Raw genomic sequence first — 23,099 nt, forward strand, 5'->3', positions numbered from 1 at the left:
GGGGCGGGCGCGGCGTAGCACGCGCCCGCCTCGGCCGATGGGTCCTACGGGATCTTGTAGCCGGCGTTGTCGGAGAAGTCCTGGTCGATGGCGCGGGCCGCCTTGGCCAGGGCGTCCTTGGGGTCGGCGCCGCCGTAGATGGAGTTCAGGGCCTCACCGAACTTGGCGGTGATGGTGGGGTATCCGGCGGTCACCGGGCGGGTGACGGCGACACAGCTCTTGTCGATCTGGCTGTCGCCGCAGGGCTTGGCGAGCTGGTCGGCGAAGAGCTGGAGCGGGCCGCCCTGCTTGTACAGCTCGCTGGCGGCGAGTGCTGTCGTGGTGGCGGGCGGGGCGCCGTTGGCCTTGGTCATCGCGGTGACGTTGGTGTCGTTGAGGAGGTAGTCGATGAAGGCACCGGCGGCCTTGGCGTTCTTGGTGTCGGCGCCGATCCCCCAGGCCCAGGAGCCCTGGCCGGTCTTGGGGCCGTTGCCGAAGTCGGGCAGCGGCAGCACGACGAGGTCGTCGCCGAGGGCCTTGCTGTAGGTGGGGTAATTCCAGTGGCCGACCCAGCTGAGGGCGACGCGGTCCTTGGCGAAGGCGTTGCCGTCGGTGTTGGGGTCGACGTAGGTCTTCCAGGACTGGAAGGTCTTCATCGCCGAGACCGCGGCCGGGGTGTCGAGGACACCTTCGGCCTTGCCGTCCTTGAGCAGGGAGCCGCCGGCCGACCAGACGATCGGGGCGAAGCCGTACGTGCCCCACTCGCCGGCCAGACCGTACTGCTCGGAGATGTCGAGGGTCTTGCCGTCGGAGTCCTTGGCCTTGAGCGCCTTGAGCGCGGCCGTGAACTCGGCGGCCGTCCAGGCATCGTCCACGCTGGTCGGGTACTTGACCCCGGCCGCGTCCAGCAGCTTCTTGTTGCCGTAGATGCCCAGGCCGGAGTCGTACATGCCCAGGCCGTAGTGCTTGCCGCCGATCTCGCCCTGCGCCTTGCTCGCGTCGGTGGCGTTGCCCATCGTCTTGACGGAGACGTAGTCGTCGATCGGGGCGAGCTTCTTGTTGTAGACGAAGTTCGCCATCGTCGGGCCGTCGAACTCCAGTACGTCCGGCAGCTTGGACGCCTCGGTCGCGGTGACCGTCTTGGTGTAGTCGTTGCCGGGCAGCAGCTTCAGTTCGACCTTGATCTTGCTCTGCGAGGAGTTGAAGGACTTCACCGCGGCCTGCAGAACGGCGTCCTCGCTCTTCTGGCCCTGGTGGGCCCAGACGCTGATGGTGCCCTTGCCGCTGCCGCCCTCGGCGGAGGCGTCACTGCCGCCGCTCCCGCCGCAGGCGGCGAGCGCCGCGAGGGGCAGGACGAGGGCGAGGGCGGTACATGTCGTGCGGCGAGGTCTGCTGTTTCCGGCGATCATGGCGGGTGCCTTCCGTGTGTGGTGCGGGGTGAGGGTGAGTGGTACGGCTGTGCTGAGGGGGGTGTGGGGTATCTGGGTGGGAGCCGGCCTGGAGCGATGTCCTCGCCGGCTATGCGGCGTCGGCGCTGGGCTCCTTGATCACGAGCGGGTGCAGATCCCACGCGTCGGCCGTGTAGCCGAGGCGTGTGCCCGGGGTGCTGCGGGCCTGAAGGCGCCAGGGGCTGTGACCTGTCGGGTAGAAGCGCAGCGTGAGGACCTGGCCGGTGGTGGTCAGGAAGATTTCGGCGATGGAGTGGTCGACGACCACGCGCACTTCGACGGGCTGACCGGTGGGGCAGGGCATCCGGTAGGAGCCGCCGCGGGCCCGGGCGTCCAGTGAGGCGTGGTCGCGGTCGACGACCAGTTCGCCCGTGACCGCATCGAGGCGGATGTCGAGGTACTCGGTGCCGTCCGGGGTGGTGAGCAGCCGCAGAACGGCCGCCGCCTCCGCGTCCAGACGGACCGTGAGGTCGAAGGCGCGGCCCACGCTGCCGAGGTCGACCGGCTGCGGGCCGTGCAGCTCGCCTGCGGCGTGCAGGGTGTGCTCGCCGCGCAGCGCGAGCAGTTCCGTTGCGGGCTGTTGGCGTAGCGAGCCGTCGTCGCCGACAGAGATCTCACGCGGAACGGTGAGCGTGCCGGTCCATCCTCCTGCGACGGCCCAGGCTTCGTCGCGGGCTTCCCCGGACCAGCCCCACAGCAGCCACCGGCCGGCCGGTGCGCGCAGCAGCGCGGGTGCGTAGCAGTCCGGACCGTGGTCGGCGAGAACCGGTGGGCCGGCTTCGAAGACGTCACCGTGTTCCTCACCGACCAGGGCGACGACGCACCGGGGGCTGTCGTCGTCGTTCCACGCACTGAAGATCAGGGCCCCGGGTCCGGAGCCCGCCGGGAGGTACTGCGGACATTCCCAGCCCTCTCCGGTGTGCAGGCCGGCATCGCCGACGGATTCCGGCTCGCGGGCGTCGAAAGGCCCCCGATGGGTCCAGGTCTCCAGGTCGGGCGAGTCGTAGAGCAGGGCCGCGCCACGCCCGTCCGCGAGGGCGGCGCCGACCAGCATGCGCCAGCCGTCGCCGTGCCGCCAGACGTACGGGTCGCGGTACATGGTGCAGTCATCGGGCAGCTCGGGGATGAGCAGCTCTCCGCGCGGGCGCAGGGTCCGGCCGCCGTCGCGGGAGGTGGCGCAGGTGACCGGCTGGTGCTGCGGGCGCTCGTGGCGGTGGGCGGAGTAGAAGGCGACCATCCTCTCGCCGTCGGAGACGGCGTTGCCGGAGAAGCAGCCGTCGGCGTCGAGGCCCCCCGGGGTCGGGGACAGGGCGATCGGCAGTGGTTCCCAGGTGATCAGGTCGGGGCTGCGGAAGTGGCCCCAGTGCATGTTCGCGTGGGTCGCTCCGTACGGGTTGTACTGATAGAAGACGTGGTACTGGTCGTCGTGGAAGACGAGCCCGTTGGGGTCGTTGATCCAGTTGTTCGGCGGGCGCAGGTGCACGACGGGCCGGTACGGATCGAGGGGTGCGGTGGACACACACGTGCCTTTCGGTATGTCAGAGAGTGCGCCGCGGTCGGCCGGTGGCCGACCGCGATCTACTCGAAGGCGTTGGCTTCCACCGGCGGCGAGTGGACGGCGGTCGTGATGCCGCCGCGGCCACGTGGCCCGGAGGATCGATCCGCTGCCCGGTGAGCAGGGGCAGATGAACGGCCGGCCTGGCATGGCTTTGTCTGGGCGGCGCCCCGCGCACGGGGCAGGGAGGGCGCGGGGCGCCGCGGTCGAACCGGTGGACCAGGCAGGTCAGGGATGCCCGGCACACCGGCCGTCGGGGAACGCACCCGCGATACGGGATGGGCGCGTTGCCGCGGTGGACCACCTTGGCCGGCTCGGCCGGGGTGGTGCGTCGTACACAGGGACATGGCGGCTCAGCCCCTTTCGCTCACACGTCCGGTGCGGGCGTGCTGTCGCGGATGACCAGGGACGGCTCCAGCAGGACCCGCTCCGGCGGCGCGTCCGGGTCGGCCAACCGCGCCAGGAGCAGTCGGACGCACTCCCGGCCGACCGCCTCCAGCGGCTGGGCGAGTGTGGTCAGGCCGGGCGAGAGGATGCCGGCGGTCGGCGAGTCGTCGAAGCCGACCACGGCGACCTCCCGGCCCGGTGTGGTCCCGCGCTCGCGCAGGGCGTAGTAGCAGCCCAGTGCGAGGGTGTCGGTGGCCGCCACCACGGCGGTGGCGCCCGCGTCCAGCAGCGGTTTGACGGCGGTGCGAGCGGCATCCACGTCGTCGGCGCTCTCTGCCCGCCGCCCCCGTATCGGCAGATTGTGCCGTCGCATGGCCCGCTGCCAGCCCTCGGCTCGGTCGTCACCGACGCCTGAGCCGCGCTGCCAGCCCAGGAACGCGATCTTGCGGTGCCCGAGGGAGATCAGGTGTTCCACCGCCGCGTCGGTACCGGCGGCGCCGTCCACGTCGACCCAGTCGCCGATCTGCCGCTTGGACCACATCCGGCCGAAGGCGACGAAGGGCACGTCCTGCTTGTCCAGCCAGGGCTGGCGCGGGTCGCCCCGTTCGTCGGTGTCGCTGAGCACGAAGGCGTCGACGTCGTGCTGGTCGAGGAGTTCCTCATAGCCCTTGAGGCTCGCGCCGCCGGGCGGTGAGGCGAACAGCAGGATGCGGTAACCGGCCTCGTCGGCGGCCTCGGACAGGGCGTGCAGGAAGCGGTCCATGACGGGGGCCGTGGTGCCGGGCGGGGTGGGCCGGACGCCGTAGCCGATGAGCTTGCTGGAGCGGGTGCGCAGTGTCTGGGCGGCGCGGCTGGGGCGGTAGCCCGTCTCGTCGATCGCACGAAGCACCCGTTCCAGAGTCTCGGGACGCAGCTTCTCCGGCGCGTTGATCGCGTTGGACACGGTCGGCGCGGAGACACCGGCCCGGGCGGCAACCGTGGCGATGGTCACCGGGCCCTTGGCCGGGGAACTGCGGGGAGAGCGGGGCATGGCGATCTCCAGGATCGGTCGGGCTGGAACAAGCTGGGCGTGGATCTATTTAAGCGATTCAGAGCGGCTTGTCAGCCCTGCGAGCTCGTGGTTAGGGTTCTTTTATCGATTTAATGAACGAGAGGTTGCGCCCCATTGGACGTCACTGTCAAGACCCACGACGGAAACATTTCCGCCACCGCCCCAGGGGCCGCGGTGCACGGCCTGCAGCCGTTCCTGCACGACGCCGTCGTCACGCTGTACGCGCCGAGCTTCGTCATCTCGCCCACGAACGGGCAGCTCACCGGCGGCGCGGACGGCTTCTACCATGGCGACAACAGGGCCCTTTCCCAGCTGGCCGTCACCGCCTCGAACGCGGTGCTCGCACCTGTCTCCGGCGGGCTGCAAGGCGCCGACCGGGCGGACTTCCGGGCGGTCCTTCGGGGACTGGGCGAGATGACGGAGGACCCGGTGGTCGCCCTGCACCGGCGCCGTACCGTCACCTCCGGCCGCCTGGAGGAGACCTTCGAGGTCAGCAACGCCGGCGCGCGGCCGGTCCGCCTCCGGCTCACGGTCCAGGCCGCCACCGACCTCGCGCCGATGGAGAAGGTCAAGGCCGGCCACCTCCTGGAACACATACCGCCCCAGGCCGTGGCGGACGGACTGCTCTGGTCACGCGACCGCTTCGCGGTGCGCCTGCACAGCACCCCGGCGCCCGACACCCTGGACGCTGCCGCCGGACAGCTGTCGTACGACATCGAACTGGCCCCCGGCCAGTCGCACACCATGCTCCTGACCTGCACAGCCATGCACACCGACGGTGACCAGTTCCCGGCCCCGCCCGCCGGCCAGGTGCCCTGGAGTGCGCCCGTCCTGCGCAGCGCCGACCGGCGCTTCGACCGCTGGCTGCAGCAGTCGCTCGCCGACCTGGACCGGCTGCGTCTGGCCGACCCGCTCTCCGGCGACAACGCGACAGCACGCGCCGATCAGTTCCTGGCCGCCGGCGCGCCCTGGTACCTGACCCTCTTCGGCCGCGACGCCATCTGGGCGGCCCGCATGCTGCTGCCCCTGGGCACCGACCTGGCCGCCGGCACCCTGCGCACCCTCGCGCGCCGCCAGGGTGCCGTCACCGACCCGACCACCGAGGAACAGCCCGGCAAGATCCTGCACGAAGTACGGCGCACCACCCAGCAGTTCAGCGACACGCTCGTCCTGCCGCCGCTCTACTACGGCACGGTGGACGCCACCCCCCTGTGGATCACCCTGCTGCACGACGCCTGGCGCTGGGGCCTGGCCCCCGAGGACGTCGAACAACTCCTGCCCCACGCCGAGTCGGCACTGGCCTGGATGCGCGCACAGGCTGACGCGGACGGCGACGGCTTCCTCAAGTACGTCGACCAGACCGGCCGGGGCCTTGCCAACCAGGGCTGGAAGGACCACGACGACTCCATCCGCCACCGCGACGGCCGCCTCGCCGAGCCGCCGATCGCCCTGTGCGAGGTCCAGGCGTACGCCTACGAGGCCGCAGTCGGCGGAGCGGCCCTGCTGCGGGCCTTCGACCGCCCGGGAGCCGACGTATGGGAGGAATGGGCCGAACAGCTGGCCGACCGCTTCCGCGAGCGGTTCTGGGTGCAGGACGCGCACGGCCCCTACCCGGCCGTCGCCCTGGACCGTGACGGGCGCCCCGTCGACTCGGTGACCTCGGGCTTCGGCCACCTGCTCGGCACCGGCCTGCTCAACCACGAGGAGAGCGCGCTGCTGGCCGCCCGGCTCACCGACCCGGACCTCGACTCCGGCCACGGACTGCGCACCCTGAGCAGCGCCTCAGGGGGCTTCAACCCCTACGGCTACCACACCGGTTCGATCTGGCCCCATGACACAGCCATCGCCGTACACGGCCTCGTCCGGGCCGGCTTCCCCCAGGCGGCGGCATCGCTCGCCTCCGGCCTGCTGGACGCTTCCGCCCACTTCGACGCCCGCCTGCCCGAACTGTTCGCCGGCCACAGCGCCGAAGCCGGCGCACGCCCCGCGCCCTACCCCGCCTCCTGCCGACCGCAGGCATGGGCCGCGGCATCGTCGGTCCTCGTGCTCCAGGCCGCCCTGGGCCTCGACGCGGACGTCCCCGGCGGCACGGTGACGGTCGCCCCCACCTTCGCACACGAGTACGGCCCGCTGACGGTGACGGGGCTTCGGGTGGCCGCCGGCCCGCTGGAGGTCACCGTCGCAGCGGACGGCGCAGCAAGCACGGTGGCGCCGGAAGGCATGACACTGGTCATCGATCAGTCGTGACCAGCAACACCCCTCCTTTCTCAAGGCGGGTTGGGGCGCCGAAGATCTCCGCACGATCATCGACACCTTCCTCGCCCAACTGCAGAGGCGTGGAAACACCAGCCACCCGGGTGCTGTTCGATCGCGATGCGCGTGCCACCCCAGCTGGAAACGAGAGGTGTCATGTGCGGCGACGTGCGGCGGGGTCGTCGGCGACGTGTCAGGCGACCGAGTCGACGCCGGGGCGGGCGTATCGCCCCAGGGAGCGGACCGAGGCGTGGCGGGAGCGGGCCGGCGGCATCGGGGTGGAGGTGCCGTTCCTCGGCGGCGTACAGAGAGAAGCGGGTGTGTTTCACTGGTCGTATGGCTACCGGAGCGACGCGGATCCGGCCGGTCGCGCGCGACGGCCGCACACGAGAACAGGACGTGCTGTCCGCCGTCCATGTCCCGTGGCGGCTGGAGTCCCGGGAGCCCGGTGACTGCCGGCCGGGCGGTGGCGAGATCGGGTGGATGCGCGCTCACGAACTGACGCGGTCCCGGATCGTGGAGTCCGCGGCGGCTCCGGTGGGCGGGCGGCGCGGGCCGGAGGAGATCGCGCGTACCGAGGACGAATGGATCGTCGCCCTGATCCAGCTCCGGGGACGCATGGTCATCGGTGGCGGCGAGGAGACGGTGGAACTCCGGCCGGGTGGCGTCGTGGTGTGGGACAGCACGGCACCGGTCTGGTTCGACATCAAGAAGAAGGACCACAAGCGCAGTGTCTTCTTCCCGCGCGAGTTCCTCTCCACGCTGTGCCCGACTCTCGACGCCCGCCCGATGGTCGAGCTGCCGTCCGCGGACCCCGCTGTCGGCCTGTTCCGGGCGGTGACGGCCGATGTGGCCCGCTACGCGCCGGAGCTGGACGACACGGGGCGGCACGCCTCGTCCCGCGCCCTCGCCGAACTGCTGGTGGCATGTCTGCGGCCGCGGGTGCTGCACGGGCGGGCGGCACTTCAGGCCGCGCTGTTCAAGCGTGCCTGCGCCCATGTCGAGGGACGGCTGGAGGACCCGGATCTGAGCCCCGGGGTCCTGGCCGCCGAACTGAAGGTGCCGCTGCGCACCCTCCAGGACGTGTTCGCCCAGCGAGGGCACACGGTGCGGGGATACGTCAAGGCCCTCCGCCTCGGCCGCGCCCATGTGGAGCTGAGCCGGGCCGACGGCCGCGGTGTCACAGAGATCGCCTTCGCCGTCGGGTTCGCCAACGCCGGACACTTCAGTCGCTCGTTCCACGAACGCTACGGTGCGAGCCCGCGCGAGGTGCGCGCGACGGCCCTCAGCCGGCAGCGCCGAGGTGCTCCGTGAAGAAGGCGACGGCCGCCTCCGCCGCCCGGTCGAAGGCAGGGGCGTCACGGTAGACGTCGAAGTGGCCGCCGCGGATGCTGACGTACTTCTTGGGCTCGTGGGCGCGGGAGTAGGCGGCGAACTGGAGCTCCGGCGGGCAGACGAGGTCGTCCTCCGCGACGATCATCAACATGGGGGTGGGACTGACGCGCTCGATGAGCAGGCCCGGTTCGTAGCCGGTCAGCAGCTCCATGCTGCGGAGAGTCACTTCGTTGCGATAGGTGGGGAGGTCGTTGTGCGTCTGGACGAACTCCCAGGAGTCCGGGGTCGGCAGGGCGGCCGGGGCGGTGGGGTCGGGGGAGGCCACGGGGATCATCGCGGGAGCCTCGCCCGCCATGCGCGCCCCGCGGTCGGCCCGCTGGAAGGCCGCCGCCGCGGCGAGTGCCGGCGCGGGCACCAGCCGCTGGCCGCATTCGCGGCCGCTGACCATGGGCACCTGGGCGACGATGGCGCGCACGCGGCGATCCTGGCCGGCGAGGACGATCACATGTCCGCCGGAGAGGCTGGAGCCCCAGGCCCCGATGCGCTCCAGGTCGGTCTGCGGCAAGGTCTCCGCGAAGGTCACGGCGTCGCTGTAGTCGCGCATCTGCAGGAGCGGGTCGATCTCCTGGCGCGGGGTGCCCTCGCTGGTGCCGAGGTTGCGGTGGTCGTAGACGACGGCGGCCAGGCCGGCCGCCGCGAACCGTTCGGCCAGGTCGGGCAGGCGTCCCCCCTCCTTGACGCCGGAGAGGCCGGTGGCCATGACCACGGTGGGGAAAGGACCGGGGCCCTCGGGTACGTAGTGCCAGCCGCGCAGCAGAGTCCCGTCGGTGGTCCGGAATTCGATGTCGTTTCGCATGGCTCCGAGCATGGACGGGGGCGGGAGGCGGTGCTGCTCCGGACGCGCAACCGCATGTGCGCTCGCGCGCAACACCCGCCACCGCGGGAGTGCGATGTTCCTGACCGGGCATCGCGGCGAGCTGTTCCCGGCTGAGATGTTCGCGGACATGTACCCGTCGGCGAACGGGCGGCCGAGCATGCCGCCCACCCCCAGGAGAGCCGGTTCGGCGGGAGCTTGTCCGGCTTCACCCGCCCCATCCGGAACCCGGCGATGCGCACATCACGGTCCACGTCGTCCAGGAAGCCAATCTCACCGATACCGACTGTTCCGTTGGTCCCCAAGGCCGGACCTGGCCGCTTCCCGAAGCGGCGCCGGGCACGGGCCGGGTGCCGGCGCTGCCTCGGTGTGGTCGGCCCCGGCCCCGGGAGACCTCCACCGCAGGCCGCGGCCCTACCGCGGCGGCGGTGCCGTCGAGCCGCGGGGGGTGAGCGAGGGGGTGGCGACCTGGTGGGACGCGGGTTCCTCGTCGGCGATGACCGCGAACAGGGTCCGGGCCACGTCGGCGCCGAACCCGTGCACGTCGTGGCTCATCGCGGACAGCGGCGGGTGGGTCAGCCGGCACAGCTGGGAGTCGTCCCAGGCGAGCAGGGAGAGGTCACCCGGCACCGAGACGCCCAGTTCCGCTGCGACGGCGGCTCCCGCGACGGCCATGATGTCGTTGTCGTAGAGGATCGCCGTCGGACGGTCGGTCATGAGCAGCAGAGAACGGGTGGCGCGCGCTCCTTCCTCGCCCTCGTAGCCCGTGGCGATCTGGAGGTCGTCGGCGAGGCCCAGGTCCCGCATGGCCTCGGCGAACGCCTTCGCGCGGATGGCGCTGTGGCCGAGCCCGGTGGGTCCGCCGACCCGGGCGATGCGGCGATGGCCGAGGGCGGCCAGATACCGTACGGCCTCGGTGGCGGCGGTGGCGTCGTCCGTCCACACCGAGGTGAATCCGCCTGTCAGCGACGGGTGACCGACCGCCACCGCGGGCAGCCCGACGGCGCGCAGTGCCGGCACACGAGGGTCGTTCTCGCTGAAGTCGACCAGGATGGACCCGCCGATCTGCCGGCCCCGCCACCATCTCTGCTGCAGCGCGATCTCCTCGTCCACATCCCGCACCAGGTGCAGCAGGAGCGAGCAGGACCGCTCGACCAGCACACTTTCGACCCCGGAGATGAACTCCATGTAGAAGGGTTCGAGGCCGAGCAGGCGGGCCGGCCGGCAGATCGCCAGCCCGATGGTGTCCACCTCGGCGCCGGAGGATAGGCTGCGGGCCCGTACGTCGGGCGTCCATCCCAGTTCCCGGGCCGCCTGGAAGATGCGGTCCCGGGTGGCGACGGACAGCCCGGGCCTGCCGTTGAACGCGAGCGACACCGCGCCCTTCGACACACCGGCCAGGGCGGCGACGTCCTTGATGGTGACGCGTTGCGTGGGTGCGCTCACGACGGTTCCACACAGAAGATCGCCGCACGGGCCTGTTCCGCGTCGGGCCCGGCCCAGCCGTCGACGCGGATTCTGCCCTCCTCGCCGGGGAGCAGGGTGACGAGGCCGGTGTCGGACACGGCGTCGGGGGCGAGCCGGTCGGGTTGCAGGAGGAGGTCCCTGACCAGGGTGTGTGCGCTGACCACGACGTCGACTGTATCGGCAGCACCGGGGACGGACTCCACCCGTACGTCGAAGTCCGGGCGCACGTAGGGGAAGTCACGGTCCGGTACGGGGAAGTGCACCGCGCGCAGCCCGTCCACGTCCGCGACCAGGAACTCCCCGTCCAGCCCGAGCAGGTCCGCGGGCAGCGGCGTCCGTACCGCGTCACGAGCGCCCACCTCCACGGTGAGCGGCACCCGGGCCGTCACCGTCCCGTCGGCCGCTGCCCTGCGTACGGTGACCTCGGCCCGCCAGGGGACGGCCGCCTGGTTGACGAGGCACAGCGCGACACCGTCCGCGGCGGGCTGGAGGGTGAGCAACCGGTCGGCGTACAGGCGGCGCAGCTCGTGGTAGAGCGGCTTGAGCCGTCCGTCGCCGTCGACGGCCGCCCAGGAGCTGACCGGCCAGCAGTCGTTCAGCTGCCAGACGACGGTGCCGGCGCAGCGCGGCCAGTGGGAGCGCCAGTGCTCGATTCCGGCGGCGACGGCCCGGGCCTGGACGAGCTGGGTCAGGTAGTGCCAGCGGTCGAAACCGGCCCCGGTGCCCTTCGGGAGAGCGAAGTGACGGGCGACCCCGCGGTCGAGTTTGCCGTTGCCGTCCTCGGCCTTCTGGTGGTGGAGCATGCCGGGCGAGTCGGGGGCGAGGTCCTCGCCGGGCAGGGCACGCCGCAGGGTGGCCAGGGCGGGCGGCGCCTGCCAGCCGAACTCGGCGACGAAGCGCGGCACGCTGTCGCGGTACTCCGCGTAGTCCCTCCGGTTCCACACCTCCCAGGAATGGTGGGTGCCGTGCGCCGGGTCGTTGGGGTGGTGGTCCCAGGAACCGGACCAGGGGCTGCCCGCCGTGTACGGCCGGGTCGGGTCCAACTCGGCGACGACCCGCGGCAGCAGCTCCAGGTAGTACCCCCCGCCCCAGGAGTCACCGGCCAGCTCGGGCTCCCAGCCCCAGTCCCTGAATCCCCACAGGTTCTCGTTGTTGCCGTTCCACAGCACCAGCGAGGGGTGCGGCATCAGCCGTACGACGTTCTCCCGGGCCTCGGCCTCCACCTCGCCGCGCAGTGGCTGCTCCTCGGGATAGGCGGAGCAGGCGAACAGGAAGTCCTGCCAGACCATGAGCCCGAGTTCGTCGCACACGTCGTAGAAGGCGTCGTCCTCGTAGATGCCGCCGCCCCAGACGCGCACGAGGTCGACGTTGGCGTCCGCGGCCTGGGTGAGGCGGTGCCGGTAGCGCTCCGGGGTGACGCGGGAGGGCAGGACGTCGTCGGGGATCCAGTTCACGCCGCGCGCGAAGAGGCGTACCCCGTTGACGACCAGGGTGAAGCCGGTGCCGTACGCGTCGGGGGTGCGGTCCAGTTCGACGGTGCGGAAGCCGATGCGCCGCCGCCAGGTGTCCAGTGTGTCCTCGCCGTCGGCAAGGGTGACCGTCAGGTCGTACAGCGGCTGCTTCCCGTACCCGCGCGGCCACCACAGCTCCGGCTCGGGAACGTCCAGCACGAGCAGGGCGTGTCCGTCCGCGAAGGTGACCTCGGTGTCCGTTCCGGCCACCGACGCCCGCGCGGTCAGGAGACGTCCGGCGCCGCCGCCGGTGCGTTCCACCGTGAGGTGGATCTCGACACGGCCCTGTGCCCCGGTGACCGTGACGACGGGCCGGGCCTGGGCGATCCGGGCGGTCGACCAGTGCTCCAGTCGTGCGGGCCGCCAGATCCCGGCGGTGACGACGGTGGGACCCCAGTCCCAGCCGAAGCTGCACGCCATCTTGCGGATGTACTGGGAGGGCTCCGGATAGACGTTCGGCCGGTCGCCGACCGTCTTGCGTACGGCCTCCGCCTCCTCGCGGGCCGGAGTGAAGCACACCTGGAGTTCTCCGGCGCGGCCGGTGACGTCGAACCGGTGGGTGCGGTGCATGTTGCGGGTCCGGCCGAGCACCTTGCCGTCGAGGGTGATCTCGGCCGCGGTGTCGAGACCGTCGAAGACCAGGTCCGTGCGCTCGTGCGCGGTGTCGGCCGTGAGGCGGGCGGTGTAGGCCCAGGCCTGGTCGCCGACCCAGGCGATGGCGTGCTCGTTGGCGCCGATGAAAGGGTCGGAGATGATCCCCGCGGCCAGCAGGTCGGTGTGCACGCAGCCCGGTACCCGGGCGGGCAGCACCGTGTCCTCGTGGCGCAGCCCCCACCCGTCGCTGAGCTGGGTGACGTCCTTCATGTGCGGCTCCCCTCACGTGAGGCAAGGTCGGTTCCGGTGACGGCCCAGCCAACCTAGCTGCCCGTTCCAGGGATGTCCATAAACCGGTCTAGTCCTCGCCGATCTGGTGTTGTTTGTCGCCTTTAGCCCCTTTCAGCTGCCGATACGGCTCCATCTTGGAGCGCTCAGGTAACGATTGGGTATCGCGATGGAACCGACAGCTTTACCGGTTCAATCCAGCGGTGCCATAGTGCCGACAGCCCAAAGGCGGGCCTGAGCCGCAAATCTGGAAGGAGCTGCGCATATGGGGAGGAAGACGCTCGCCGTCGCCACACTGATCGCCGTCACGGCGCTCACGGCGACGGGATGCACGGGGGCGGCGGCGACCAAGGGGGAGTCCGCCGCCGCGGCGAAGGACCCGGACAGCGTGTCCGGCACCATCACGGTCCTGACGCACCGCACGGACCTCGTCCAGAACGGCACGATGAAGAAGTACGCGGCCGCCTTCAACAAGTCCTATCCCAAGGTGACGGTGAAGTTCGAGGGCATCACCGACTACGAGGGCGAGGTCAAGATCCGCATGAACACCAAGAACTACGGTGACGTGCTGATGATCCCGAACGCGATCGCCAAGAAGGACTACCCCTCGTTCTTCGCCTCCCTCGGCGGCACCGCCGAACTGAGCCAGAAGTACCGTTTCACCGGCAACACGACTGTCGGCGGCAAGGTGTACGGCCTCGCCACCGTGGGCAACGCCAACGGGTTCGTCTACAACAAGGCGGTCTGGAAGAAGGCCGGCATCACCGCCTGGCCCACCACCCCGCAGGAGTTCCTGACCGACCTCAAGGCCGTCAAGGCCAAGACGAGCGCGGTGCCGTACTACACGAACTTCAAGGACATGTGGCCGCTGACCGCCGGCACCGCGAGCATCGGCTCGGTCAGCTGCGACGCGCAGGCCAACGACAAGCTGGCGACCTCCAGCGCCCCCTGGGCCGAGGGCAGCGACCTCAACGTCATCGACACCCTGCTCTACGACGTCGTCCACGACAAGCTCGTCGAGAAGGACCCCACCACCACCAACTGGGAGAACTCCAAGGGGATGATCGCCCGCGGGCAGATCGCCACCATGCAGCTCGGCTCCTGGGCCATCAGCCAGATGCAGAACGCGGCCGAGACCGCCGGGACGAACCCCGACGACATCGGGTTCATGCCGTTCCCGGCGCAGAAGAACGGCAAGTTCTGCGCGATCACGTCGTCCGACTACCAGCAGGCGGTGAGCGTCCACTCGACGCACAAGGCCGCCGCGCGGGCGTGGGTCGACTGGTTCACCGAGAAGTCCGGCTTCGCCCAGAACGAGGGCTCGATCCCGACGCTCAAGTCGGGCGCCCTGCCGGACACCCTGAAGCCCTTCGAAGACAACGGTGTCACTCTCCTCGAACAGTCCCAGGCCAAGAGCGCCCAGGTCAACGCCATCGACAACGAAGCCGAGATCGGCCTGGCCAAGCCCGACTACCGGCAGAAGCTGGTCGACATGGCCCGCGGTGTCCAGAGCGGCAGCCTGAAGGACTACTTCGCCGACCTCGACAAGAAGTGGAGCGAGGCGGAGAAGACCGCGGGCTCCTGACGGAGCGCGGCGCGCGGACCCGGCCAAAGCCTCCCCGCTTCCGGGTCCAGCCCGCCGACCGCATCCAGCGGACGACCGAAAGGCCGACATGACCCCCACCACACAGACGCCCACCGCACGCGTGGGCGAGGAGAGCACCGTCGCCCGCGCGTCCAGCGGCAGGGCGCGCCGGACGGCGACGAGGAGTCCCCGGCGTGGACGCGGCCCGCTGAGCAGGGCCACCCCCTGGCTGTTCCTGCTGGCCCCGCTGGCCCTGCTGGTCACGTTCACCTACGTGCCCGTGGCCAACATGATCTACTACAGCTTCACCGACTGGGACGGCGTCAGCCCGGAGATCCACCTTGTCGGCGCCGGGAACTACACCGAACTGTTCACCCGTCCCGAGCTGTTCCGGGTTTTCCTGGTCAGCTTCTACTACCTGGCCGCCTCCGCCGTGCAGATCGTCATCGCCCTGTACTTCGCGACCGTCCTCAGCTTCGACCTGCGCCTGCGCAACCTCTTCAAGGGAATCCTGTTCTTTCCCTATCTGATCAACGGCGTCGCCATCGGCTTCGTCTTCCTCTACTTCTTCCAGGACGGCGGCACCCTCGACTCGGTGCTGTCCTGGTTCGGCGCGGGCGGCGACCACGCCTGGCTCGGTGATCCGACGTCCGCCAACGTCTCCCTGGCGGGCGTGTCCGTGTGGCGTTTCACCGGACTGAACTTCGTGCTCTTCCTGGGCGCGATCCAGTCCATCCCCGGCGAACTGTACGAGGCGGCCGAACTCGACGGCGCCACGCGGTGGCACCAGTTCCGGTACCTCATCGCGCCGAGCATCAAGCCCGTGATCAGCCTCAGCGTGATCCTCGCCGTGTCCGGGTCCCTCTCGGTCTTCGAGATCCCCTACATCATGACGGGCGGGGCCACCGGCACCACGACCTTCGTCATCCAGACGGTGAAGCTCGCGTTCCAGTTCAACAAGACGGGCCTGGCCTCCGCCGCGGCGGTCGTCCTGCTCCTGATCATCCTGGTGATCACCTGGATCCAGCGCCGCCTCGTGCCCGACGAGAAGGTGGACCTCGTATGACAGCCAACGCCGTGGACGGCCGGCGCCCCCGGCGCATCGGTTCGGTCCTCATCTATCTGTCCCTGGCCGCCGCGTCGCTGGTGGTCCTGGTGCCCCTGGTCGTCGTCTTCCTCACCTCGCTCAAGACGTCGAAGGAGATGACGGACGGGGGAGGCGCGTTCCGTCTGCCCCACGACTGGCTCAACTGGTCCAACTACGCCACCGCGTTCAGCGACGGGCACATGCTCACGGCGTTCGGGAACACCGCGTTCATCCTGCTGTTCTCCATCACCGGCACCGTGATCATCGGCTCGATGACCGCGTACGCCATCGACCGGTTCACCTTCCGCGGCCGGAGACTGGTCATGGGCCTGTTCCTGGTCGCCACCCTGGTGCCGGGCGTGACCACGCAGGTGGCCACCTTCCAGGTGGTCAACAGCTTCGGCCTCTTCGACACCCGGTGGGCGCCGATCGTGCTGTACATGGGCACCGACATCGTGTCCATCTACATCTTCCTGCAGTTCATCCGCTCCATCCCCGTCTCCCTCGACGAGGCCGCCCGGCTCGACGGCGCGAACGCGCTCACCGTCTACTGGCGGATCATCTTCCCGCTGCTCAAACCGGCGATCGCCACCGTCGTCATCATCAAGGGCATCACCGTCTACAACGACTTCTACATCCCCTTCCTCTACATGCCCTCCGAGGACCTGGGCACCATCTCCACCGCCCTGTTCCGCTTCAAGGGCCCCTTCGGCGCCCACTGGGAGGCCATCTCGGCCGGCGCGATCCTCGTCATCGTGCCCACGCTCGTCGTCTTTCTCTTCCTCCAGCGCTACATCTACAACGGGTTCGCACGGGGCGCCACGAAGTGAACGGGCGGGCAGGGCCGGCGGCGACGGGTCTGCCGCCGACACCGCCGACCGTGCCGGAAGCAGCTCCACGAGACCGGACGTACGACCGTGCCCGCCGGACCGGTTCACGGGGAGGCGGACGCGGCTCCACCTTCACGACGCTGCCCGCAGCCCAGGCCGACCCGATGCGCGGTGCACGTCGGCCAGGGCAGCGAGGGCCGTTCACCCACTGCACCGAAACGAGTCATTCCCCCTGAGCAGGGCTACCCACGTCAAAGGAGACGTCCATGCCCAACCCACCCCTGAACCGTCGCGCGTTCGTCCTCCTCGGTGCCTCGGTCGCCGTCGCAGCGGGTTCCCAGCTGTCGAAGGCCGCCGCCGCACCTTCCCCCCGGACGTCCGCCGGCGTGCCGACGCAGGTCCGGCTCGTCGACGACGGGGCGAACCCCGCCACCCGTTCCCTGTTCGCCTTTCTGAAGCGCCAACAGGGCAAGGGCATCCTCTTCGGTCACCAGCACGATCTCACCTACGGTTTCACCTTCGGCACCCCGAACGGGAAGGCGTCCGACACGAAGGCGGCGGTGGGTGACTACCCCGCCGTCTTCGGCTGGGACACCCTCATCCTCGACGGCGGTGAGCGTCCCGGCGTCGAGGGCGGAACCCACGCCGAGAACATCGCCGCGCTCAGCCGGGTCATCAGACAGGGCGACGCCCGCGGCGGCATCAACACGCTCAGCGCACACATGCCGAACTTCGTCACCGGCGGGAACTTCAACGACACAGCGGGCCGAGTGGTCGGCCGGATCCTCCCCGGAGGCGCGCAGCACGCGCGGTTCACCGCGTTCCTCGACCGCGTCGCCAAGGCGGTCAAGGGCGCCCGTCGAGCCGACGGCACCGAGATCCCGGTGATCTTCCGCCCCTTCCACGAGAACAACGGCGGCTGGTTCTGGTGGGGCGCGGGCCACACCACCTCGGCGGAGTACATCGAGCTGTACCGCTTCACCGTCGAGTACCTGCGCGACACCAGAGGCGTCCACAACCTGCTCTACGCCTACTCGCCCAACCAGAGCTTCGGAGGCGACCCGACCGGCTACCTCAGGACCTACCCCGGCGACCGGTTCGTCGACATCCTCGGCTACGACGCCTACGACGATTCGGCCGGCTCGGCCGGCTGGCTGAACGGCCTGGTGAACGACCTGGCCATGGTGGTTCGGCTGGCGAACGAGCGGGGCAAGGCGCCGGCCCTCAGCGAGTTCGGGGAGAGCGGCACCGAGGGACGCGACGTGAAGTGGTTCACCCGGCTGTCGGCCGCCGTCGAGGCGGACCCGCTGGCCCGTCAGGCGACGTACATGCTCACCTGGGCCAACTTCGGAGGCACCAACCGCGCCTATGTGCCCTACCCGGGCCATCCGCTGTGGGCGGACTTCGTGTCGTACTACGAGGACCCCTACACCGTCTTCGCCGACGATCTGCGGGGGGTGTTCTCCGCACGCACCACCGCCGTCGGGAACGAGCCGTTCCTGCACCTGGTGACCCCCACGGACCGGCAGCGCGTGACGACAACCAGGACCACCGTACGGGTGCGGGTCACCCCGGCGCGGGCGAGCCGGGTCACCTGGGCCGTGAACGGCGGACGCCCCAGACCGCTGCGCCTCGACGCCGACGGCTTCTACTCGGGCGACTGGTCGGTCGACCCGGCCTGGCTCGACAACCGCAAGGCCGACGTGACCGTGAGCGCGCGGGTGGACGGCGGGACGCTCACCGACTCGGCCGTGGTGCTCCTCGGCGAGGTCGCGCCCCTGCCCGACGGGTGGGTGGACGACTTCGAGGGCTACGCCGGGGACGACGTCAGCCTGAGCGAGGCCTACAGCCACGTCAACTCCAACGTCACCACCCTGTCCGGCGAGCACAGGGCCACGGGCTCCTACGGGCTGGCCTACGCCTACGACTTCACCAGCGCCGAGTACACCGGCATCGGCAAGTCCGTGGACGCCGACTGGTCCGCCTTCACCTCCATGGAACTGTGGCTCCAAGGCGACGGGTCCGGGAACGGCGCGACCCTCCAGATCGTCGCGGACGGCGCCTACTTCGAGTACGGGGTTCCGCTGTCCGACACCACCGGGCAGCGGGTCCAGGCACTCTTCAGCGACTTCAGGCCCGCCCCCTGGGACACCGCACACGCCGACGCCCTGCTCGACGCGGCTCATCTCGCCAAGGTGACGGCGTTCAACCTGTACCTCGGACACGGCAGCAGCGGGGCCCTCAAGGGGGTCGTCCACGTGGACGACATCAGGGCCGTATGACAGCTGAGGGGACCGACGCGGACCGGACGCCCGGGAACCGCACGGTCGTATCGAACAGAACGGAGGGGAGAGCACACGGGACTCGCGGCCGTCGTGCCGGGCTTGTCCCCGTTCCCCTGCTCTCCCTCGGCTTGAGCCGTCACCGGTGCGGCCCGATGCTAACGGGCCGGCGAGACCGATCTCCGTGCGGGCATGGGCCACCGCACGGAGAGGGTCCATGGGCCTGTCCGGCTCATCGGCCATGGGGGGGAGATCTACGCAGGGGTGCGGGTGACCGGCCCTGCTTCGCTGCCGGCCGGCGCGTCCGTCGGCACGCCGGGCGTGACGCTCTCGAGAGCCGTCCCGTTCGTGTTGCGGGTCATCGCGAGCGGGATCAACAGCACGAGGAGGAAACCGCCGAAGGCGAACCACGCTCCTGAGAACCCGACAGCGCTGAACGCCGCCACGGCGATGTAGGGGCCGGCCACCCCGCCGAGGTCGCCGAGTGCGGAGGACACCGAGGCGCCGCGGTTGCGGATTCTGGTCGGGAAGTGCTCGGCGGTGATCAGGTTCAGGATGGGAGTGCTGAAGCCGATCACCATGCCCATGGCCACCCAGGCCACGACGATCAACGCCGTGGTCGGGAAGATCCCCATCAGGATGATCAGCACCGCGCTGGTCGCCGTCATGGCCGCCAGCGAGTGTTTGCGGGGGAACATGTCGGTGACGGCGAACGCCAGCAGCGCGCCGATGACGACACCCACGCTCAGGCCGATCGAGAGCGCGATGCTCTGGGCGATGTCGAAGCCGCGTCGGGTCAGCAGTTCGACGCCGAGTCCGAGTACGGACTTCACCGGGACCTGGAAGCCGAACCAGATCAGGGCGAAGAGGATCGTCCAGCGCAGGTTGGGGGCCTGGAACAGTTTCCGGGTCTGGCCGCCCTCCTTGGTGTCCGGGGTGGTGCCGGGCAGCGCGTTGTGGCGTGTGTCGAGCGGGGGCAGTTCGCCCGGAATCCGGCTGCGTACGTGGTCCTCCGCCTTGCGGATGACCTTCTCCGCCTCGTCGGCACGGCCATGGGTGACGAGCCAGCGCGGGGACTCCGGCATCACGCGGTACCCCGCCAGGTAGATCACCGCCGCCAGGGCCGGCATCACCAGCATGACCCGCCAGCCGGCGTCGAATGCGGGCACCACGGCGAGGCCGATGAACGGCACGCTGGCCAGGCCGGCCATTCCGGGGATGACGGCCGTGGCCACGTGGCGGCCGCGTCGGGCGGCGGGGGAGAGCTCGCTGAGGTAGGAGCCGATGGTGATCGCGGCCGCCGCGGAGCCCATGTTGGCGAGGAAGCGCGCGCCGGTGAACACCGTCAGGGACGGGGCGAACGCGCTGAGCAGTGAGCCCGCTCCGCAGAGCATGACCCCGGAGAACAGGGCGGCGCGACGGCCCTTGCGGTCGGACAGGTAGCCACTGCTGAGCGTCCCGAGCAGGGTGCCCCACAGGCCCAGGCTGATCACCCGGGCGCCGTCGCCGAGCGAGGCGTTGAACTGGTCCAGTGCGCCCGGGAGCGCGATACCGATGTTGACACCCTCGAAGTAGGCGAAGAAGAACCCGGCGCCCAGCATGAACAGCAGGGACTTCGGGTGAGGCCAGATGGGGAGGCGATCCAGTCTCGCCCCTACCTCGGACTCGGTGATGGCCATTGTCGATCTCCCTGTGTCGTCACCGTTTCACGCATTTTTCGCTTGGCGAAATTTCTTCGGAGGTTAGTGACGGTGATACGGCCCGTCAAGGGTGCGTAAGCGGGAAGCCGCCCTCGGCCTCCGGGGCCGGATTCCGCCGCCCGGCGGCGTCGCGACCCGGGACGGGCGGTCCGGCCATGGTGCGGAGGATCGTCGGGCAGGTCCGGCTCCGGCGGGATGCCGGGTTCGGCCGGCCCCCGCGGAAGCGGCAGGGGATCACCGCTCGGAAAAGCGAACTGGGCCCCCTCGCCCAGCAGTTGGGTCAGAGCCTCTGGAGGTTCAGGCCTAGCGGGATGGGCGGGCCTTCGTGAAGCGATCCTGTTCGTCGCGCACCGCGGCGACACAGCCGGTGAGGTGCTGCCCGGCGGCTGTCGCGGATCCTGGCGACCGTACGAGGGGGCGATGGCCCGGTGCGGCCGGAGCCGGCGAGTCACTGGATCCGGACGTCTCGACGCGGGTCGCCTGGAACCCCCGCGGGCGAGGACGACCGGGCTCGCCGACCGCGGTCGGCTGCACAGGCGGGCGACGGACGGTTCGCGGAACGTGCACGGTCGGGCGGGGCGCGCCCGTGATCGACGGGCTCCCGGCGGCAATCGAGTCTGTGTGCCGGACGGCGACAGCGGGTCGCCCTTCGGATGCCGGACCGGGGACAGCGGATGCCGCGAACGGACGCTTGTGGCGGATGGATCCTCCGCGGACGGCGGGCGCTGCCCGGGTCCGGTACGTGCCGGTCGGCAGGTGGCCGCGAACCTGCGCGAGCCGCTCGACGTCTACCGCACCAGACCACTGGACCACCTGGCGTGCGGCTTCCGCGAGGCGCCGGGCTCAGTGGGTCCGGGACTCGTAGTCGTCGCGGGTGACCGGCTCTCCGGGCAGCGCGAACAACGTCTCGCCGGCGCGCAGGCCGGCCATGAGCATGGCGAGCAGTCGGCGGTGAGTGCCTTCCGGAAGGGCGGAAGGGCGTACGCCACCGAGCATCGCGACCGCCATGGCCACATCGCCCACGCCGACGTCCGCACGCAACGCCCCCTCGGACCGGGCCGCGTCCACGATCTCCTCGAAAAGGTCCAGGAGGCGCCGACGCCCGGCCAGGACTTCGGGCGTCTGCAACTCCGCGCGGGACCCGGCGCCGTGCAGGGTCGCGTCGATCGCGAGCTGCAGCGCGGCGGCCTCGGCCATCACCTCCTCCAGCACACTCCACGCATCCGCTTCCGTGGCACGCACCTCGCGTATGCGGTCCATCGCCAGCTCCAGGCTGTCGAGGACGACCGCGCTCACCAGTGCCTCCCGGCTCGGAAACCTCCGGTACAGCGTCCCGACGCCCACCTGGGCGGCGCGGGCCACATCCTGCATGGCCACGTCGAACCCGTACCGGCTGAACTGCTGACGGGCGGCCTGGAGGATCTGGTCGCGGTTCTGGCGCGCGTCGCCGCGCAGCCTGGTCGGCGTGGCTCCTGTCGGGCGCGTCCCCACGGGCTCCTCCTTCGGCGAGCGACCGTCCCTCGACAATCGGGTCCAGCTTAGCTACCGTCAAGTGGACACATTTCGTCCACTTAGAGATGGGGTCGCCCATGCAAGGGACTTCCGACCGGACCTGTCCCGCAGTCCATCTGCCGGTACGCCGGGAGGACGGACTGGCACCCCCTGGGGACTACGCCGGGATGCTGGCACTCGAACCCGTCTTCCCCGCCACGCTGTACGACGGGCGCGAGGTCTGGGCCGTCGCCCGGCACTCGGTCGTCCGTGAGGTGCTGAACGACGTCCGGTTCAGCACCGATCGCAGGCGGGAGGGGTATCCGATGCTCAGCGCCAGCCAGCCGGCCCGGCGGCGTGACGTGCCACGGAACATCATCACGATGGACCCTCCCGAGCATCCCGAGGCCAGGCGCGCGGTGACCCAGGAGTTCACCTCGCGCAGGATCAACCAGCTGCGACCGAGGATCCAGCAGGTGGTCGACGAGCGGATCGACCGACTGCTGGAGGCGACGCAGCCCGTCGACCTGTTCGAGGTTCTGGCACTGCCGGTCCCCTCGCTGGTCATCTGCGAACTCATCGGCGTGCCCTACCGTGATCACGCGTTCTTCGAAGACCGGTCGAGCCGCTTCCTCTCCGCCGCCGCGAGCCGGGAAGAACGCGCTGCGGCGGTCGAAGAGCTGCGCGAGTACATGCACACCCTGGTCGCGGACAAGGAACGGCACCCCACCGAGGACCTGCTCGGCCGTCAGGCACGGGACGGCGCCGAACACGACTACCTGGTGGAACTGGGTGTCCTGCTGCTGGTCGCGGGACACGAGACCACGGCGAGCATGATCGGGCTCGGCACCCTCGCACTCCTGCAGCGCCCCCACCTCTGGGAGGTCGTACGCACCGAACCCGACCGTGTCCCCGACGTGGTGGAGGAACTGCTGCGCTGGTTCACGATCGCCGAGAAGGTCACCGTCAGGGTGGCCATCGAGGACGTCGAACTGCACGGCCGACACATCCGGGCCGGGGACGGCTTGCTACTGTTGACGAACGCGGCCAATCACGACCCCGAGGCGGTCGCGCACCCTGAGGTGATCGACCCGGACCAGGCGAGCCGGCAGCACCTCGCGTTCGGGTTCGGTCCCCATCTGTGCCTCGGCGCGAACCTGGCCCGTGCGGAGCTGGAGATCGCCCTGGGAACGCTGACCAGGCGGGTCCCCGGTCTGCGCCTGGCCGTGCCGGTCTCCGAACTCCGGTTCCGCCACGAGTCCAGCATCTTCGGTCCCCTGGAGATCCCGGTGCATACCGGGACCGCCCACTGAGCACGACTATCGGCCGGTCCTTGCTTGTGTACGACGACGAGGCCTCGTCGTCGTACACAAGCAAGGACC

15 protein-coding genes are annotated in these 23,099 nt (G+C 70.3%); 7 read left to right on the forward strand and 8 right to left on the reverse strand.

Annotated features, from left to right (window positions below):
• Positions 1-44: 44 nt before the first annotated feature.
• From ACFULQ_RS36645 to ACFULQ_RS36655, 3 genes are all read right to left on the reverse strand, one after another.
• Positions 45-1,388 (reverse strand): ABC transporter substrate-binding protein, encoded by a 1,344-nt coding sequence (locus tag ACFULQ_RS36645; protein ID WP_383552452.1) that lies wholly within the window; start codon positions 1,386-1,388, stop codon positions 45-47.
• A 109-nt stretch (positions 1,389-1,497) separates the two neighbouring features.
• Entirely contained in the window at positions 1,498-2,946 is a 1,449-nt protein-coding gene (locus ACFULQ_RS36650; protein ID WP_383552455.1) for a glycoside hydrolase family 32 protein, read from the reverse strand.
• A gap of 403 nt (positions 2,947-3,349) precedes the next feature.
• A complete protein-coding gene (locus tag ACFULQ_RS36655) occupies positions 3,350-4,399 on the reverse strand; it encodes a LacI family DNA-binding transcriptional regulator (RefSeq protein ID WP_383552458.1) in 1,050 nt (349 codons plus the stop codon).
• Between the two features lie 195 nt (positions 4,400-4,594).
• On the opposite strand from ACFULQ_RS36655, the gene ACFULQ_RS36660 reads away from it, so the two are divergent.
• Both ACFULQ_RS36660 and ACFULQ_RS36665 read left to right on the forward strand, forming a co-directional pair.
• Entirely contained in the window at positions 4,595-6,667 is a 2,073-nt protein-coding gene (locus tag ACFULQ_RS36660; RefSeq protein WP_383552461.1) for a glycogen debranching N-terminal domain-containing protein, read from the forward strand.
• Between the two features lie 342 nt (positions 6,668-7,009).
• Positions 7,010-7,987, forward strand: coding sequence for a helix-turn-helix domain-containing protein (locus ACFULQ_RS36665; protein ID WP_383552463.1), 978 nt, complete (start codon positions 7,010-7,012; stop codon positions 7,985-7,987).
• Here ACFULQ_RS36665 and ACFULQ_RS36670 read toward each other — a convergent pair.
• From ACFULQ_RS36670 to ACFULQ_RS36680, 3 genes are all read right to left on the reverse strand, one after another.
• A complete protein-coding gene (locus tag ACFULQ_RS36670) occupies positions 7,959-8,864 on the reverse strand; it encodes an alpha/beta hydrolase (RefSeq protein ID WP_383552466.1) in 906 nt (301 codons plus the stop codon). The two genes, ACFULQ_RS36665 and ACFULQ_RS36670, sit on opposite strands and share 29 nt — an antisense overlap.
• 432 nt (positions 8,865-9,296) lie before the next feature.
• Entirely contained in the window at positions 9,297-10,328 is a 1,032-nt protein-coding gene (locus ACFULQ_RS36675; protein ID WP_383552469.1) for a LacI family DNA-binding transcriptional regulator, read from the reverse strand.
• Positions 10,325-12,724, reverse strand: coding sequence for a glycoside hydrolase family 2 protein (locus tag ACFULQ_RS36680; protein ID WP_383552472.1), 2,400 nt, complete (start codon positions 12,722-12,724; stop codon positions 10,325-10,327). Before ACFULQ_RS36680 ends, ACFULQ_RS36675 begins: the two co-directional genes overlap by 4 nt.
• 283 nt (positions 12,725-13,007) lie before the next feature.
• Between ACFULQ_RS36680 and ACFULQ_RS36685 the strand changes: the two genes are divergently transcribed.
• From ACFULQ_RS36685 to ACFULQ_RS36700, 4 genes are all read left to right on the forward strand, one after another.
• On the forward strand, positions 13,008-14,327 hold the full coding sequence (locus tag ACFULQ_RS36685; RefSeq protein WP_383552475.1) for an ABC transporter substrate-binding protein: 1,320 nt from the start codon (positions 13,008-13,010) through the stop codon (positions 14,325-14,327).
• 88 nt (positions 14,328-14,415) lie between these two features.
• Positions 14,416-15,393 (forward strand): carbohydrate ABC transporter permease, encoded by a 978-nt coding sequence (locus ACFULQ_RS36690; RefSeq protein ID WP_383552478.1) that lies wholly within the window; start codon positions 14,416-14,418, stop codon positions 15,391-15,393.
• The gene (locus ACFULQ_RS36695) at positions 15,390-16,244 is read left to right on the forward strand and encodes a carbohydrate ABC transporter permease (protein ID WP_383552481.1); all 855 of its coding nucleotides are present in this window, start codon (positions 15,390-15,392) and stop codon (positions 16,242-16,244) included. The genes ACFULQ_RS36690 and ACFULQ_RS36695 overlap by 4 nt, the downstream gene beginning before the upstream one ends.
• Positions 16,245-16,510: 266 nt before the next feature.
• Positions 16,511-18,526: a glycosyl hydrolase gene (locus tag ACFULQ_RS36700; protein WP_383552484.1), complete on the forward strand. Its 2,016-nt coding sequence runs from the start codon at positions 16,511-16,513 to the stop codon at positions 18,524-18,526.
• A gap of 254 nt (positions 18,527-18,780) precedes the next feature.
• Here the strand turns inward: ACFULQ_RS36700 and ACFULQ_RS36705 are convergent, their stop codons facing one another.
• Entirely contained in the window at positions 18,781-20,205 is a 1,425-nt protein-coding gene (locus ACFULQ_RS36705) for an MFS transporter (RefSeq protein ID WP_383552487.1), read from the reverse strand.
• 864 nt (positions 20,206-21,069) lie between these two features.
• A complete protein-coding gene (locus ACFULQ_RS36710; protein ID WP_383552490.1) occupies positions 21,070-21,717 on the reverse strand; it encodes a TetR/AcrR family transcriptional regulator in 648 nt (215 codons plus the stop codon).
• A 98-nt stretch (positions 21,718-21,815) separates the two neighbouring features.
• On the opposite strand from ACFULQ_RS36710, the gene ACFULQ_RS36715 reads away from it, so the two are divergent.
• Positions 21,816-23,030 carry a cytochrome P450 gene (locus ACFULQ_RS36715; protein WP_383552493.1) on the forward strand — a complete coding sequence of 405 codons (1,215 nt, stop codon included), beginning with the start codon at positions 21,816-21,818 and terminating at the stop codon, positions 23,028-23,030.
• Positions 23,031-23,099: the final 69 nt, after the last annotated feature.

Source organism: Streptomyces sp. NPDC057253 (assembly GCF_042669125.1).
Taxonomy (GTDB): domain Bacteria; phylum Actinomycetota; class Actinomycetes; order Streptomycetales; family Streptomycetaceae; genus Streptomyces.

Bases quoted from the DNA above. Each gene is read 5' to 3' on its own strand.
- ACFULQ_RS36705 (WP_383552487.1), bottom strand. From the start codon at position 20,205: ATGGCCATCACCGAGTCCGAGGTAGGGGCGAGACTGGATCGCCTCCCC.
- ACFULQ_RS36695 (WP_383552481.1), top strand. From the start codon at position 15,390: ATGACAGCCAACGCCGTGGACGGCCGGCGCCCCCGGCGCATCGGTTCG.
- ACFULQ_RS36645 (WP_383552452.1), bottom strand. From the start codon at position 1,388: ATGATCGCCGGAAACAGCAGACCTCGCCGCACGACATGTACCGCCCTC.
- ACFULQ_RS36700 (WP_383552484.1), top strand. From the start codon at position 16,511: ATGCCCAACCCACCCCTGAACCGTCGCGCGTTCGTCCTCCTCGGTGCC.
- ACFULQ_RS36670 (WP_383552466.1), bottom strand. From the start codon at position 8,864: ATGCGAAACGACATCGAATTCCGGACCACCGACGGGACTCTGCTGCGC.
- ACFULQ_RS36690 (WP_383552478.1), top strand. From the start codon at position 14,416: ATGACCCCCACCACACAGACGCCCACCGCACGCGTGGGCGAGGAGAGC.
- ACFULQ_RS36665 (WP_383552463.1), top strand. From the start codon at position 7,010: ATGGCTACCGGAGCGACGCGGATCCGGCCGGTCGCGCGCGACGGCCGC.
- ACFULQ_RS36680 (WP_383552472.1), bottom strand. From the start codon at position 12,724: ATGAAGGACGTCACCCAGCTCAGCGACGGGTGGGGGCTGCGCCACGAG.
- ACFULQ_RS36685 (WP_383552475.1), top strand. From the start codon at position 13,008: ATGGGGAGGAAGACGCTCGCCGTCGCCACACTGATCGCCGTCACGGCG.
- ACFULQ_RS36655 (WP_383552458.1), bottom strand. From the start codon at position 4,399: ATGCCCCGCTCTCCCCGCAGTTCCCCGGCCAAGGGCCCGGTGACCATC.
- ACFULQ_RS36715 (WP_383552493.1), top strand. From the start codon at position 21,816: ATGCAAGGGACTTCCGACCGGACCTGTCCCGCAGTCCATCTGCCGGTA.